Origin of the sequence: Pasteurella dagmatis (assembly GCF_900186835.1) — a bacterium.
Classification (GTDB): Bacteria; Pseudomonadota; Gammaproteobacteria; order Enterobacterales; family Pasteurellaceae; genus Pasteurella; species Pasteurella dagmatis.
In genome coordinates this window covers 495,977-511,780 of sequence record NZ_LT906448.1, presented here as the reverse complement: position 1 = coordinate 511,780, position 15,804 = coordinate 495,977, and the positions used below count along the sequence as shown (strand labels likewise).

Here is a 15,804-nt window from a genome sequence, read left to right as displayed (position 1 = left end):
CATCAAAATAAATAAAAAAATGGAGTATTTTTTCTTTTTTCTCATTATAAAAGAAGTATTATGAAATAGCTAATAAAAAGTCTATCAATTAAGCTATTTAGTGATATAACTCACAAAAATAAAGAATTTAATTTGTCATAGAAAATTTGCTTAATTATAGTGAGTATGTGGATAAAACGTAAACGTTTTCATAACATAAGAAAAAAGGAGTTCCTATGAGTGTTCTAACTTACCTACAACGTATTGGGCAAGCTTTAATGGTTCCTGTTGCAGCGTTACCAGCAGCTGCAATTCTAATGGGTATTGGTTACTGGATCGACCCAAATGGTTGGGGAGGCGAAAGCCAACTAGCTGCATTTTTAATTAAATCTGGTGCAGCAATCATTGATAATATGGCGATTCTTTTTGCTGTTGGTGTGGCTTTCGGTATGTCTAAAGATAAACACGGTTCAGCAGCTCTTTCTGGTCTAGTCGGCTTTTTAGTCGTAACTACCCTACTTTCTCCTGGTGCAGTTGCACAATTACAAAACATTCCAGCTGACCAAGTGTCTGCAGCTTTTGGTAAAATCAATAACCAATTTATTGGTATCTTAGTTGGGGTGATTTCTGCTGAATTATATAATCGTTTCCACCATATAGAATTACCAGCAGCTCTTGCATTCTTCAGCGGTAAACGTTTAGTTCCAATCGTAACTTCATTGGTAATGATTATTGTGTCATTCATTTTGATGTATTTATGGCCAGTTATCTTCAACGGCTTAGTTAGTTTCGGTAAGTCAATTACTGATATTGGACCTACAGGTGCGGGAATCTACGGTTTCTTAAACCGCTTACTTATTCCAGTTGGCTTACACCACGCCTTAAACTCCGTATTCTGGTTCAATGTAGCTGGTATCAATGATATTCCTAACTTTTTGGGTGGAGCACAATCTCTGGCAAATGGTACTGCAATAGTAGGGGTAACAGGAATGTATCAAGCAGGTTTCTTCCCCGTAATGATGTTTGGTTTACCAGCAGCAGGTCTTGCCATTTACCACAGTGCAGCACCCGCTAAAAAAGCACAAGTTGCTTCTTTAATGATAGCAGCTTCATTAGCATCATTCTTTACTGGTGTGACTGAACCATTAGAATTTGCATTTATGTTCGTTGCACCTCTGCTTTATGTAATCCACGCACTATTAACAGGCATTTCAGTCTTTATTGCCGCATCAATGCAATGGATGGCAGGTTTTGGTTTCAGTGCCGGTTTTGTCGATATGGTTCTTTCTTCACAAAACCCATTAGCTAAAGACTGGTATATGTTAATCCTTCAAGGTTTAGCATTTGGTGTGATTTACTATGTAGTTTTCCGTGCCGCAATTAAAGCATTCAACTTAAAAACACCAGGACGTGAAGATGATGATGCGGGTTCAAATGTTGATTTACAACACAACTCAACTCGTGAAGAAAAAGCCGCAAACTTCATCGTTGCCTTAGGCGGTAAAGAAAACTTGCAAACCATTGATGCTTGCATCACTCGTTTACGCTTAGTGCTAGTTGATCGCAATAAAATAGATGAAGAAAAATTAAAAGTATTAGGCTCAAAAGGTAATGTCAAATTAGGCGACAACGCATTACAAGTGATTTTGGGACCAGAAGCTGAATTAATTGCTGATGCAATGAAAAAGCAATAATAACCTAGTTTTACCTAAACATAAAAAAGCACACAATCACTGACTGTGTGCTTTATTTTTAACACGAAAAAGAAGATTACACGCGGAAGAAAATACCACTTTCATCTTTTTTCTGTAAAATTTGCCAACGATAGACCGCACTTAAACGCTCGCTTTGCATTACGTCTTCCACATCACCTTGCGCAATGATTTTTCCCTTATCCATTAACACAATATGATCTGCATAACCTGCTGCTAAATCAAGATCGTGTAATACCATCACCGCATTAAACTTGGATTTATTTTGTTTTAAAAAATGCATCAAACTTTGCTGATGACGAATATCTAAGTGGTTACAAGGCTCATCTAATAATATCACTGGTGAATTTTGCATTAACGCACGTACAATATTAGCTCGTTGTTGCTCACCACCTGAAAGCATATTCACACGTTTATGACGTAAATGGATCAGCTCGAAATATTCAAGTAATAAATCTAGATTTTCGTGATCCACTTTTTTTGTAGAAAAAAGTGCGGGGTTAAATTGCCCTAATTTCACATATTCTTCAACAGAAAGAGGCATTCCATAACGCCCGTTTTGTGCCACCAATGCAAGTTTTCCTGTGCGAATTTGCTCCTGTACGGGCTCGCCATTCATCTTAACTTGTGCATTAAAATAGCCTAAAAAGGCTTTCAACAAAGTAGATTTGCCTGCACCATTTGGTCCAATAATTGCCGTGTGTTTTCCTTTTGGAATATGTAAATGTTCTGTTTGTAAAATAATACGCTCGTTAGCTTGGATAGTAAGAGGTTCTAACTCAAAAAGTGATGACACCAATAACCTCCTAATTATGCTCTACGGCGAGTCGCTTGGATAAAAATCCAAAAGAAGAAAGGACCACCTAACAATGCAATGACAATCCCTACAGGTAAATCAATTGGATAGGTAATTAAACGCGAGGCACTATCAACTGATAATAAAAAGGTAGCCCCAACCCAAGCAGACAGTAAAATTAGCTTGCGACGATGCCCCCCAATTACTGTAGTTAAAATATTGGGAATCATCATTCCGAGAAAACCAATAATTCCCGATAAAGAAACTGCAGCACCTGTTAATAATGCAGCCGCAATAACAGTTTGTAAACGAACTTTCGAGACTGAAATACCCATACTAAAAGCAGTATCTTCCCCAAGCATTAAAGAGTCAAGCTGACGACCTAAAATGGCTAGCCAAGCCAAACCAATGAGCATAATCATAAAAGGATAATAAATTGGTGTAAAACCTGCTTCAGATAAACTGCCAGCAAGCCAAATAGTCGCACTACGTAAAACAAGATCATCAGATAAAAATAAAATTAATCCTACTACTGCAGAACAAAATGCACTGAGAATAAAGCCCATAATTAGCAAGCCGAGCGTACCGCCACCAAATAAATGATGAGCGAATAAAATCAATAAGCATACTACTAATGCACCTAAAAAAGCGGCAAGAGGCACACCAATACCAGCTGAGCCAAAAGCTAAAACACAGATAACACCCAAGGCAGCACCACCTGAAGTTCCAATTAAACTTGGATCTGCTAAAGGATTTTCAAAAAGTGCTTGGAGCCCTGCTCCCGCAGCAGCCAATGCGGCACCAACGACTAATGCATTGATAATACGAGGTAGACGAATATCAAAAACGATAGGATCAAGTGAGTTTGGCGACTGCCAGCCACCAAACCCGACACCAATAGAAAACCAAATTAGAAAAGCAGTTCCAATAAAAGCAAAAAACAAAGAAAGTTTTTTCATTTGAATCACTACATCTGCTTCACGAATGGCTTATTTTGCTAGATTATGTAAACGTTTTAATACTTCTGGTGTGTTTAAACCATAACGTAAATAGTCATTTGCAGACCAAAAATAAATATGACCAGATTTAGCCGCGGGGCTATTTGCAATTTCAGGACGCTCAAGCAATTTCTCAACTCCACCGATAACTTCTTTTTGATGCTCTGCAACAATAATTACATCGGGTTTCGCAGCTAACCACGCTTCGCGGTTAAGAGGTTTGATTCCTTCTACATCAACTGCAGCATTCACACCACCAGCTCGACGAATCAATTCATCTGCTGCGGTATTTTTACCTGCCACAACACGGCCATCATAAGTTAATAAATAACGTTTACCAGTGTTTGGTAACGGCTTAATGCCAGTTTCCCAAGCACTTGCTAATTTATCCGCTTGCTCTACTTTAGAAATCAGCTTGCCCACTTCGCGAATCGCTTTACCAAAAGCTTCAATATTATCTTGTGGTAAGACGTTAACTGTTTTTACACCAAGTTGGTTTAAGTTATCAAAAATCGTTGCTGGCATTGCCATATAAGAACCTAACACTAAATCAGGTTTAGTTTCTAAAATTGGCTCAACCGCTAATTTACGGTGAATACCAATCACTGGTACTTTTTCTACCGCTGGATTCATTGCCGTTTGATCACGACCTACAATTTGGTCTGTACTTTCTAATGCAACTACAATGTCAGCCGTATCTGGCGTTAAAGTCACAATACGTTGTGCATAAGCAAAAGGTTGAACGGCTAATAATAAAAGTGTAAGCAGTTTTTTCATAATAACGTCCTATTGAATAGTAAAAGTTTGCATATTTTCAGGTTTTACCTGTTGAATTTTTCCATTTAACTCTAGCTCAATCATCGAATCTGCTTTAAATGGCAATAGCGAAAAATCAATTTCTAATTCTGAAACACGAGAAGTTTCTATAAGTAAACGATTCTCATTTACTTCAGCCCTTACCTTACCTGAAATTGGCTGTTTAGCAAAGACTTGATATTCATATCCTTCAGGAAATTGACCTGATAGCGTAAAAATTTGGCTATTTCTCTCCACAGTTAGTGTGGTTTTATCCCCCGCTTTCTTTGTTGAGAGATAATTAAAGGCAGCATAACGATGATCTAACTCTGTATCTTCCATTTTCAAAATAATATCGCCTGCTTGCACACCCATTTTTTCTGCCGCACTGCCTTTTTTATTAAAAGAAGAAACTTTCATTCCTTTTCCTGTATAGCTAGCATCTAAAATCATCCCAAAAGAGGCTTTATCATTAACCATTTTAAGCTCGTATGGTGTATGCCATTCTTTAGCCGTTTCTGCAGGATTAAGTTTAGTGATCTTTAACCACGCAAATTTATTCGAAAAATCATCCGCACTTTCAAACGATATTTTTGTAATCGGCTGACGTTGATGATTATCGATAAAGGCCTTCACCTCTGCCGCAATAGTTGGAAAATAACTCATTTCGTGATTGCCTTCAGGGCTACGAAATACCACCTCTGAATGATATTCTTTTATTTTTTCGATTGTAGGTTGCATTAATCGCACAGGATAAAGCATATCGGATTGTGTATTCACGATGTATAACGGCTTATGATTTAAGTTTTCTAAATAAACGGGGGATTTACCGATTGTCGCCGCGACACTTAATGACCCATTGAGGGAAATAAATCCAGCAAATGGCGAAGATTGTGTCGTAGCAAAATATAATGTGCCAGAACCACCATCAGAGAAGCCACTTAAAAAGATCTTATCTTCATTAACCGCAACTTCTTGTTTAATCTTATCGATTTCAGCCAACACCATTTTGATCCCATTTGGTTCAAACCAAGTTGCGCCCTTTTGTCCATAAGGGAATAACACATAATATCCGCCTTCGTCCGCCAATTTTACCAAGGGCGATTTCTGTGCAGACTCTAATGGATTAATACGTAATGTAGTGGCTGAAACTGCACCGTGCAAATACACAACTAAAGGGTGCTTTTTGCCTTGTTCAAGGTTTTTAGGCACATACAAAATATAAGGTCGTTTTTGGCCATCTTCGCCTTGATATTCAAAACTTTTAAATTCCCCCTGTGCCATAGCAACTCCTGTCACGAAAGATAATAACAACAACCAAAATGTTTTAACTAATTGTTTATTCATTATTTCTATTCCTTTTGTAAACTAAAAAAGTGCGGTCAATTTTGCGAAAAGTTTGCAATAATTCACCGCACTTATGAGGACTTCTTTAGAATTTTAATTCCACGTTAATCGTATAATTGCGTCCCGGTTGGGTATAACGATCGATGGTTTTGTTATCTGGAATTTCGACTACATCACCAAAGGTCCAATATTTCTTATTAAATAGGTTGAATACCCCAGCACGAATTTCAACGTTTTTCACAGGTTGGTAATAAACGGTGAGATCCCAAACACCATAGCCCGGTGCTTTGAAGTAAGAATATTCAACGTTCTTATCCATATAAGTGCCAGGATTACGTTTTTTATCTGACCAACGGAATTTTGTGCTAAAGCCCCAAGTATCTCGTTCATATTCAATGCCAACAACACCATTCAACGGATGTGCCGTTGCTAATGGTTTCTTCGGATTCAATACATAGCCTTTCATCCACGCAACTGCATTGGTTAATGTCCAGTTATCCGCAAATTGCCACGCAGTAAATAATTCTGCACCATAGGTTTTTACTTTACCTTTATTGCCATAATACACTTCACGCAAACAACCTCGACAAGGTGGTAATACTTGCTCTGGACTTAAGAAATTTTTGTATTGGTTATAATAAGTATTTAAACGAGCTTTGAAGGTGTCCGATACATAAAGCAAACCAAGATCAAAACTATTCGCCTCTTCTGGTTTCAAGTTTGGATTTGGATTAATTTTATATTTTCCCATTGGTCCCATATTCATTTCCGCACCTACACCAATGTATTGTGGGTTTGGTAGTTTCTTCGCATAAGCATAGCCTGCTAACAACGCCAATTCATCAGAAATCGGGATATGCAAACGCACACTTGGGGATAAGGTGCTATACGTTAATTTTTTATTTACCGCAGCTTTATCTTGGGTTGGCGTTGTGTCTAAATGACTAGATTTGAATCTGCGTTCTTCATACTGATAACGTAACGCTAAATTTAATGCCATATCATTTACAAAGGTCATTTGATCTTGCAAACCTAAACTATAATTTTTGGTGATCGTTTTTGGGAATAAACGGAATTGGTTATCTTCCGCCAATGAATTTTTACTTTGACGTTGATAATCATCACCACGTAAACGATCTAACTCATCTCGTCTAAACTCAAGGCTATTAGATAATCGGTGCTTAACTGAACCTGTCTCGAAATGGGTTTTTAACTCAGATTTAAGTCCGTAAATACGATGCGTTAATCGGTTATTATTTTGTGTTGTTTCGTTTAATTTATTACCATTGGTTGCCGAACTTTCAGAATATTGATAAGTCGTATCATTAATTTTCAAACGTTGTGAATAGCCTTGGAAATTAATTTCATCTAACCAATCACTTTCTGGTAAATAACGATAAACAAATCCCGCACGCTCACGAGTAAATTTATCTAATGATGTCGCTGTAGTAACTTTATCAGTTCGAATAGCGGGTGGTTGGTTTGGATTTCGTTGCATTAATGGACGTGAAATCGTTTTTAAAAACTCATCACGTTGGGTATTTATTTTTCGCTCATAGCGTTCAAAGGTTAATTCAAGACGATTTGCATCTTGACTAAAATTCAATTTCGCTAGAATGTTGTTTCCTTTCGTTTTTTGATCATTGGAAACTGTTTTGTCATCACCGTTTTCATCATTTTCAGCAAAATTATCAAACTCTTTGCTATCACGCTGAGTCAGCATTAATAAGCCTTCCACAAATTGCGAATGCACAGCTAAAGTTGCTATTTTGGTATGTGCACTGTAAGTGCTGCGATAACCATATTTTAATCCGGCATAAAACGGTTTATCTGCGTGAACAAAATCGCTCGGGTTGTAAGTCATCATATTGACACTACCACCTAACGCACCATTGCCATAAAGCGCAGAATTCCCTGATTTATCAATGTCGACTTGGCGCAAAGTTTCTGGTTCAACAACATCAACACCCAATTTACTGGAAATATTACGCCCTACACGAGGGCCTGCATCTTCAAAAGGTTCTGTTAATGGAATACCATCAATGTTCATTTGAATGCGTTGATGACGAATACCGCGAATATTGTAGCCATTGTGTCCCATACGCATATTGTCAGAGTCAACATCTACGCCCGGCTCGTACTTCACAATGTCTTCAATGTTTTGTGCGCCTGTTCGTTTTAGCTGCTCTTTTCTAACAGTAGACTGAGTTGGTGTGGTATAAGTGCTATCCGAGGTGTAAGATGACACCACAATTGGGGCTAATTCAATGGTTTTATTGCCTTCAGCAAAAGCCATTCCAGTAATAGTTAAGCTCACAAATTGTGCGATATAAAGAGGTTTAATTTGCATAATTAAATTATCCATACATTTATTAAAACAATAATGATAATAATTATCATTATATAGTCAATTGTATGTATTTCAAACAGTCGACTTTATATCTTTGCTCTAAAAATGAACTGATCCTATCACTTATAATTCACTAGACATTTTTCTCGAAATATAAAAAAATCTCCCCCTTTCATTTTATTTAACGAATGAAAGAGGGAGATTGAATTCTACCTAAAAATCATTATTTTTAGACCGCACTTTAAATAATATTAATCTGCTGAACAATAACGATTTTCTTCTGTTTCTGGCTCTAAATCTAATTTCGCCATTAATAATTGGTCACCATCTTCTTCTGGATTACCAGTAACTAATAACTTATCACCATAGAAAATGGAGTTAGCCCCCGCCATAAAACACATCGCTTGCATTTCTTCAGACATTCCTTGACGGCCTGCTGATAAGCGCACATAACTTTTTGGCATTGTAATACGAGCCACTGCAATCGTGCGCACAAATTCTGTCCAATCTAATTCTGCCGCGTCTGCTAATGGTGTGCCTTCCACTTTCACTAATTGGTTAATTGGCACAGATTCTGGTTGCGGATCTAAATTCGCAAGGCTTGCGATTAAACCAGCACGCTCTTTACGAGTTTCATTCATCCCCACGATCCCACCACAGCATACTTTTAATCCCGCTTTACGCACTTTGCCTAAGGTGTTGATGCGATCATCAAACTGGCGAGTACCAATCACATTGTGATAATGTTCTGGTGCAGTATCTAAGTTGTGGTTGTAGTAGTCTAAACCTGCGGCTTTTAAATCTTCCGCCATGCCGTCTTGTAATAAACCAAAAGTTCCGCAAGTTTCCAAGCCAAGGGCTTTTACTGCTTTGATAATTTCAGTAATTTTCGCCACATCTTTTGGTTTTGGACCACGCCAAGCAGCCCCCATACAAAAACGCCCTGCGCCACGTGCTTTCGCAATTTTCGCTTTTTCGACAATCTCATCAATTTCTAATAATTGCTGATTTTGTACACCTGTTTGATAGCGTGCAGACTGTGGGCAATAGCCACAATCTTCAGGGCAACCGCCCGTTTTGATCGACATTAAAGTCGATAATTGAATTGCTTTTGGATTAAAGTTTTCACGATGTATTTGTGCTGCACGATACACTAAATCCAAAAATGGCGTTTCAAATAATGCTTCTACTTTACAAACAGACCAATATTCCAAAGAAGGATGAGGGGTTAGGGTTTTTACTTGAAAAGATGTTGCTATTGTCATAATTGTTTTCCGTTTTTATACCACAAAAGTGCGGTCTATTTTCCATTAAAACTGTGAATTTCAAAGAGATAAATTACTGATCCTACCATTCTCAATTTGAATAATACGATCCATTTTATCTTTTACTTCAGTTAACTGATGTGTCACCATCAACAAAGTCAATTTTTTGTCATCACATAACGTTAAAAGTAAATTTAACATTTCAGCACGCAATTCAGAATCGAGCGCAGAAAAAGGTTCATCTAATAATAAAATCGGTTTATCACGTAATAAACAACGTGCCAATGCGACACGCTGTTTCTGTCCGCCAGATAAATTTTTCGGTGATTGTGATAATAACTTACCTAAACCAACCGCATTTGCGACTTGCTCTACTTGCTGAGTTTCAAGTGCGGTCAATTTTAAGCTAGGTTTTAATCCTAAAGCGATATTTTGCGCTACGGTTAAATGAGTAAATAAATTATTTTCTTGAAATAACATTGAGATGGGGCGTTGATGTGGCAAAGTTTGGGTATGGTTTTCATTGTTTAACCAAATTTTACCTTGTACGGCAAATTCGAATCCAGCCAATAAATTCAATAAAGTACTTTTCCCCGAACCACTTGCACCTACAATTGCGACTTTTTGTTGTGTTGGAACAGACAAATCAAACAAGAAATCCGCACTTTTATATTGAAAGTGAACCTGCTCTAATTTAATCATTTCCTTCTTCCTTTTGTCGCTCAATCACCACAAAGATCAATATGCATAATATCAATAAAATAAATGCGGTAACTGACGCTTCTTGGCTACGATAATGTCCAAGCTGTTGATACAGCAAATGAGGTAATGACGTAAAATCTTGGTTACCAAATAAAGCAATCGCAGTAAAATCACCGAGCGATAATGCGAAAGCCAATGCAAAAGCATATTGCATCGGTGCCCGTAGTTGGTGCCATTCAATTAAGCTAAAACGCTGCCAACCTTGAATATTCAAAGACTCACATAATTTTTCATAATAAACCATATTGTTATGCATTGGCACTGCTAAAATACGTAACACAAAAGGCATAGCCATTAGAGCGTTACAGCATAGCACAACCGCAAAAAGGTGTAATGTTGAAAAATCGATTTCACGCAATAACATAAACAAACCAATAGCTAGCACTAAGGTAGGGATGGCTAAAATCATCGTACCAACACTGATAATACTTTGCGATAACAGAGAATAGTGCAACCAAGCTAATCGTCTTGCTAATAACAATAACGCCACAGACATCAACACCGACAATAATGCTGATGTTGGTGCAATCATCAACGAGAAACTCAGTGCTCGCCAAAGTTGCCCACTTGCCCATAACTTTAAAAACTTGCCAGAAAAAAAGGCAGAAATTAAAGTATTAAATAGAGGCAACAACACAAATAAACTTACCACGATGATCAAAAAAATTTGCCAAATTTGTACCGCTCTTGACTGTCTATCTTGCCAATAATTTTTGTTATGTGCCACTGTAGCGGGAGCTTTGCCCCACAAGCTACTTAACGTAAATAACAAAAAGCAAATCACAAACTGTAACAATGCAAATAATGCAGCTTTGGGTAAATCAAATTCAAATAAAATCGCTTGATAAATAGCCACTTCTAACGTGGTATATTTCGGGCCACCGCCTAACGTTAACACGATTGCAAAACTTGTAAAACAAAGCATAAAAATTAAAGTGAAAACGGAAAAAACTTGCTGGCGTAAATAAGGCAATTCAATCAAGCGGATAAATTGCCAACCACGTAAATTGAGCTGTGCAGCAAGCTGGCGTTGTTGAACAGGAATGCTCTGCAAACTTTGCAAAAACATTTTGCAAGCCAGTGGAATATTAAAGAAAAGATGAGCAATTAAAATACCTGTTAAACCATAAATATTGGGTGCCCAATCACTCCCCCAAAATGCAGCGAGTTTTGCTAACCAACCCGAACCACCATACACACCTAGCAAACCAAAAATTGCCACTAAAGACGGTAAAACAAAGGTTAGAGAGAATAATTGAAGAATAAATCGCTTACCTTTGAAATCTTGATAGAAAAAAGCGCGAGCCACAAGAAAGCCAAAGAAAATCGATAATAACGCAGATAAAAACGCTTGCCACAAGCTAAATCTTAAAACGTGATGCAAATACTGATCTCTGAGCAGTTGTTGCCAGCCATAATCCCCTTGTGCAGAAAAAAGCGAAAATAAAGCACTACCACAAAATAGCAACAAAAAGGCAATCACAAAAATTCCGCCCACATAATGCGATGGGCGGAAAGTCTGATGGAAAAAACGCATTGGCATTATTACAAAATTACTTTGTTAATGTTGCCTGCCATACTGCAATCCAGTTTTTAAGCTGTTCTGCTGTCACTTTGCTGGTATCTAGCACCTTTGCTTTCAACTGTTTTTCTTTTAATGCATCAAAGTGCGGTTCAATTTTGCTGTGAATAACTGGTAACATCACATTGCTTGTCACCAAATGTTGTTGTGCTTCTGATTGCACTAAAAAGCTTAAGAAATGATCTGCACAAGCATTGTTGCGATCAATCACTTTCGCCGCAGTTTCAACTTGTAATACGCCGCCTTCTGACAATTCTGTCGCTACATATTGATCTTTTTGCTCAAACACTAAATGATACAATGGTGATGTGCTGTAACTTACCACTAAATCAGCTTCGCCTTTTAAGAATGCGCCGTAAGTATCAGACCAACCTTTACCCACAGTAACAGTGTGTTTCGCTAACGATTTCCATGCATTTTCTACTTCATTTTGCGGATATACGCTGTTCATCCAAATTAATAAACCACGTCCAACGCTACTGGTGCGTGGATCTTGATAAATCACCTTCAAATCTTGGCGTTCAACTAATTCTTTTAAACTTTTTGGTGGATTTTGTACTTTCGTTTTGTCGTAAATAAAAGCAAATTGTCCGAAATCATAAGGTAGGAATGTTTGATTTTTCCATTCAATTGGGAGTGAAAGTTGTGCTAAATCCACATTATTTTTTGTAAATAAGCCGCTCTTTTCAGCTTCTTCTAATGCATAATTATCAAGACCAACAACCACATCCGCTTTTGTTTTTTTACCTTCTAAGCGTAAACGGTTGAACATTGTGCCTGAATCACCGAAAGCTGTGAAATTCACTTGACACTGTGGGTGTGCTTTTTCAAATGAGGCCTTCACTTTTGGACCTGCCCCCCAATCAGATGTAAATGAATCATAAGTATAAACATTCAACGCTTGGTTTTGCGCAAATACAGAGATGGAGAAAGTGGAAAGTGCGGTTAAAAATAAAGAAGTTTTTAATTTAGACATTGTGTCCTCTCTTGTGATTTCATCAAAAAAGTACACAGTAATAATGACTATTAGTTTCCTACGTCAGTATTAACTGCTTCAGGTTCACGGGTATTATCTCAGCTCCTTGCAAGCACCCCGACTAGGCAAATAAGTCTATAATATTTCGTAGAAAAAGGACAAGATTTATTTTCTATAATGTTAAAAATAGAAATTTCATGCTAAAGTCAAGCAGTTAGCCATTGAAATACTTGGCTTATGATGATTGAGTTTCAATCTTTAATCATAGGATAGTTTATGCAATTCGCCCTTACCCAATTCGATAATCAGCTTAACCAACTTGCCGAGCTATTAATTCAGCATTTTCCAGAACAATATAACCAGCCTATTTTTCAGCAAATTGAGCAACAGAAAAATGATCCTCAAACCGTAATCGGGCAACTTTATATTGCGATTAGTTTGTCAGATTTTTTTGTAGACACTTTAAAAAAACAACCGCACTTTTTACATCAATGCTGGCAGAAGGCACTAACTTTCTCTGACTGTACTAACTACGCTGAACGCTTAAACAAACTGCTCATTTCCACAGATTCAGAAGAACAGCTTTATAAAGTATTACGCCAATTTCGCTATCGTGAAATGGCAAAACTCAGTTTTTGCCAAAGTTTAAATTTAGGCACAGTAGAAGAGGTTTTTATTCGCTTATCACAATTGGCGGAAAGCTTGATTATTGGGGCAAGAGATTGGCTCTATCAACAAGCTTGTCTTGAAATGGGCACACCAGTTGATGAAGAAGGTCAACCACAGCAACTGTATATTCTCGGAATGGGTAAACTGGGTGGATTTGAACTTAATTTTTCTTCTGATATTGATTTAATTTTCACCTATCCTAGCAATGGTGAAACCATTGGGGCGAGACGTAGCGTTGATAACAATAAATTTTTTACCCGGTTAGGACAACGCCTAATCAATGCGTTGGATCAATATACTGCCGATGGTTTTGTTTACCGTACCGATATGCGTTTACGCCCTTTTGGGGAAAGTGGTTCGCTTGCATTGAGTTTTAATGCATTGGAACAATATTACCAAGAACAAGGACGCGACTGGGAACGCTATGCGATGATCAAAGGGCGTATTTTAGGCATAAATCCGAAAGATCCAAATGTCAGAATCTTACAGCAACTTCTACGCCCTTTTGTTTATCGTCGCTATATTGACTTCAGTGTCATTCAATCTTTACGTGAAATGAAAAGCAAAATTGAGCGTGAAGTGCGCCGTCGCGGCTTAGTTGATAACATCAAATTAGGTGCGGGAGGGATTCGTGAAATTGAATTTATTGTTCAAGTTTTCCAACTGATCCGAGGTGGACGAGAGATTCGCTTACAACAACATGAACTTCTAAAAATTCTGCCAGAAATTACCGCACTTGACTTTATTTCAGAACAGCAACAGCAAGATTTACTACACGCCTATTTATTTTTACGCCGTACTGAAAATATTCTGCAAGCTATTCACGATCAACAAACTCAAGTATTGCCTGATAACGAACTAGATCGTTGGCGTTTAGTACAAGCTACGCAATTATTTACCCAATGGGATACAAAAAAACAAGCAAAAAGAGTTGAATACCCTATTCAAGATTGGGCTAGCTTTTATACGGTGTTACAACAGCACCAACAAAAAGTGCGGTCAGTTTTTAATAATTTAATTGGTGATGAAAAGGAAAGCGAAAAAAATAACGAAGATAATCACTGGGTCGATTTTCTCGATCCTGACTTAGAAAATAGCGAGCTTACGATAATGTTGGAAGAAAATAACATTGCAAAAGCACATTTTGAGGAAATCATTGATAAACTGAATCAATTTCGAATGGAACTTTGCCGCCGCCCTATTGGCTCTCGTGGACGAGAAGTATTAAATCAATTATTACCATCCCTTTTGCAACATATTTTCCAACATCAGGATTACCACCTTCTGTTGCCAAGAATGTTGAATATCGTGGAAAAAATTCTGACTCGCACCACTTATTTAGAATTATTGGTGGAACATCCACAGGCATTAAAACAATTAATTGAATTATGTGCAAAATCTAAATTAATCGCGGAACAAGTCGCTCGTCATCCAATTTTATTAGATGAATTATTAGATCGCAAAGCGTTGCTAAATCCACCGCCTTATACTGAATATTCCGATGAACTCAAACAATATTTATTACGCTTGCCTCCCGATGATGAAGAACAAATTATTGACGGTCTACGACAATTTAAACATGCCACGTTATTACGAGTCGCATCTGCTGATATTCTTGGTGCATTACCAGTAATGAAAGTCAGCGATCATCTGACCTTTTTAGCTGAAGCCATTATTGATGCGGTAGTGAATTTAGCGTGGCAACAAGTGACGGCTCGCTTTGGTAAACCTGAGCATTTGACAGAAAATGAAAAGGGCTTTTTAGTGATCGGTTATGGTAAATTAGGTGGCATTGAACTTGGTTATAAATCAGACTTGGACTTGGTTTTCCTCTATCAATCCACTCAAAATAGCCAGACTGTCGGCGGTAAACGTAGCCTAGATAGCAACCAATTTTATCTACGTTTAGCACAAAAAATCGTGAGTATTTTTAGCGTGAATACTTTTGCGGGAGTTTTGTATGAAGTGGATATGAGACTGCGTCCATCTGGTGAATCTGGCTTACTTTGTAGCACAATTTCAGCCTTCAAAGATTATCAATTACAAGAGGCATGGATGTGGGAAAAACAAGCGTTAGTAAGAAGCCGTGCAGTTTATGGCTCGCCCGAATTACGCCAACAATTTGATGAAATTAGACAGACAGTCCTGTGTGCCCCACGTGATATTACAGCGTTAAAAAACGATGTAGTAGCGATGCGTGAAAAAATGCATTCGCATTTAGCACAAAACAATCCTGAGCGTTTTAATATTAAAACTGATCGTGGTGGAATCACTGATATCGAATTTATTGCACAATATTTGGTACTTGCTAATGCCCCCAAAAATCCAGCGCTTTCCGTTTGGTCTGATAATGTACGAATTTTTGATGTAATGGCAGAAAGTGCGGTGATTTCCCAGTTAGTTTGTGAGCAACTAAAACAATGTTATGTGGACTTACGTAATAAAATTCATCATCTTGATTTGTTAGGTTTGCCTCCTCAAACTAGCTCTGATGAGTTTCAAAAAGAACGTGCTTTTATCCTGCACATTTGGCAACAATTGTTTAAATAAACAAATCTCAACTAAAAAAGAAG

The 15,804-nt window shown here is 37.7% G+C and carries 11 protein-coding genes and 1 riboswitch; of the genes, 2 read left to right on the top strand and 9 right to left on the bottom strand.

From position 1 onward, the window contains the following. Positions 1-215 precede the first annotated feature (215 nt). On the top strand, positions 216-1,673 hold the full coding sequence (nagE, locus tag CKV78_RS02435) for an N-acetylglucosamine-specific PTS transporter subunit IIBC (RefSeq protein ID WP_005764406.1): 1,458 nt from the start codon (positions 216-218) through the stop codon (positions 1,671-1,673). A gap of 76 nt (positions 1,674-1,749) precedes the next feature. On the opposite strand, the gene CKV78_RS02430 is transcribed toward nagE, so the two are convergent. The 9 genes from CKV78_RS02430 to thiB all read right to left on the bottom strand — a co-directional run bounded on the left by CKV78_RS02430 (position 1,750) and on the right by thiB (position 12,562). Continuing rightward, entirely contained in the window at positions 1,750-2,487 is a 738-nt protein-coding gene (locus CKV78_RS02430) for an ABC transporter ATP-binding protein (protein ID WP_005764408.1), read from the bottom strand. 14 nt (positions 2,488-2,501) lie between these two features. Next, the gene (locus tag CKV78_RS02425) at positions 2,502-3,446 is read right to left on the bottom strand and encodes a FecCD family ABC transporter permease (RefSeq protein WP_005764410.1); all 945 of its coding nucleotides are present in this window, start codon (positions 3,444-3,446) and stop codon (positions 2,502-2,504) included. A 30-nt stretch (positions 3,447-3,476) separates the two neighbouring features. After that, positions 3,477-4,262 (bottom strand): heme/hemin ABC transporter substrate-binding protein, encoded by a 786-nt coding sequence (locus tag CKV78_RS02420; protein ID WP_005764412.1) that lies wholly within the window; start codon positions 4,260-4,262, stop codon positions 3,477-3,479. A 9-nt stretch (positions 4,263-4,271) separates the two neighbouring features. After that, positions 4,272-5,627: a PDZ domain-containing protein gene (locus CKV78_RS02415; protein ID WP_005764414.1), complete on the bottom strand. Its 1,356-nt coding sequence runs from the start codon at positions 5,625-5,627 to the stop codon at positions 4,272-4,274. A gap of 85 nt (positions 5,628-5,712) precedes the next feature. Beyond that, positions 5,713-7,977: a TonB-dependent hemoglobin/transferrin/lactoferrin family receptor gene (locus CKV78_RS02410; RefSeq protein WP_032855599.1), complete on the bottom strand. Its 2,265-nt coding sequence runs from the start codon at positions 7,975-7,977 to the stop codon at positions 5,713-5,715. Positions 7,978-8,228: 251 nt separating this feature from the next. Next, positions 8,229-9,242, bottom strand: coding sequence for a biotin synthase BioB (bioB, locus tag CKV78_RS02405; RefSeq protein ID WP_005764419.1), 1,014 nt, complete (start codon positions 9,240-9,242; stop codon positions 8,229-8,231). A gap of 60 nt (positions 9,243-9,302) precedes the next feature. Further along, entirely contained in the window at positions 9,303-9,944 is a 642-nt protein-coding gene (gene thiQ / locus CKV78_RS02400; RefSeq protein ID WP_005764421.1) for a thiamine ABC transporter ATP-binding protein, read from the bottom strand. Beyond that, positions 9,937-11,547, bottom strand: a complete 1,611-nt coding sequence (gene thiP / locus CKV78_RS02395; protein ID WP_032855600.1) for a thiamine/thiamine pyrophosphate ABC transporter permease ThiP — start codon at positions 11,545-11,547, stop codon at positions 9,937-9,939. The genes thiQ and thiP overlap by 8 nt, the downstream gene beginning before the upstream one ends. A gap of 10 nt (positions 11,548-11,557) precedes the next feature. Continuing rightward, a complete protein-coding gene (gene thiB, locus CKV78_RS02390; protein WP_032855601.1) occupies positions 11,558-12,562 on the bottom strand; it encodes a thiamine ABC transporter substrate binding subunit in 1,005 nt (334 codons plus the stop codon). Between the two features lie 38 nt (positions 12,563-12,600). Then, a riboswitch (TPP riboswitch) is annotated at positions 12,601-12,692 on the bottom strand. A gap of 146 nt (positions 12,693-12,838) precedes the next feature. On the opposite strand from thiB, the gene glnE reads away from it, so the two are divergent. Next, positions 12,839-15,781, top strand: coding sequence for a bifunctional [glutamate--ammonia ligase]-adenylyl-L-tyrosine phosphorylase/[glutamate--ammonia-ligase] adenylyltransferase (gene glnE / locus CKV78_RS02385; RefSeq protein WP_005764426.1), 2,943 nt, complete (start codon positions 12,839-12,841; stop codon positions 15,779-15,781). Positions 15,782-15,804: the final 23 nt, after the last annotated feature.

What these genes read in the sequence shown, in the direction of transcription:
- nagE (WP_005764406.1), top strand. Translation starts at nt 216, where the DNA reads ATGAGTGTTCTAACTTACCTACAACGTATTGGGCAAGCTTTAATGGTT.
- CKV78_RS02425 (WP_005764410.1), bottom strand. Translation starts at nt 3,446, where the DNA reads ATGAAAAAACTTTCTTTGTTTTTTGCTTTTATTGGAACTGCTTTTCTA.
- CKV78_RS02420 (WP_005764412.1), bottom strand. Translation starts at nt 4,262, where the DNA reads ATGAAAAAACTGCTTACACTTTTATTATTAGCCGTTCAACCTTTTGCT.
- CKV78_RS02415 (WP_005764414.1), bottom strand. Translation starts at nt 5,627, where the DNA reads ATGAATAAACAATTAGTTAAAACATTTTGGTTGTTGTTATTATCTTTC.
- CKV78_RS02410 (WP_032855599.1), bottom strand. Translation starts at nt 7,977, where the DNA reads ATGCAAATTAAACCTCTTTATATCGCACAATTTGTGAGCTTAACTATT.
- bioB (WP_005764419.1), bottom strand. Translation starts at nt 9,242, where the DNA reads ATGACAATAGCAACATCTTTTCAAGTAAAAACCCTAACCCCTCATCCT.
- thiQ (WP_005764421.1), bottom strand. Translation starts at nt 9,944, where the DNA reads ATGATTAAATTAGAGCAGGTTCACTTTCAATATAAAAGTGCGGATTTC.
- thiP (WP_032855600.1), bottom strand. Translation starts at nt 11,547, where the DNA reads ATGCCAATGCGTTTTTTCCATCAGACTTTCCGCCCATCGCATTATGTG.
- thiB (WP_032855601.1), bottom strand. Translation starts at nt 12,562, where the DNA reads ATGTCTAAATTAAAAACTTCTTTATTTTTAACCGCACTTTCCACTTTC.
- glnE (WP_005764426.1), top strand. Translation starts at nt 12,839, where the DNA reads ATGCAATTCGCCCTTACCCAATTCGATAATCAGCTTAACCAACTTGCC.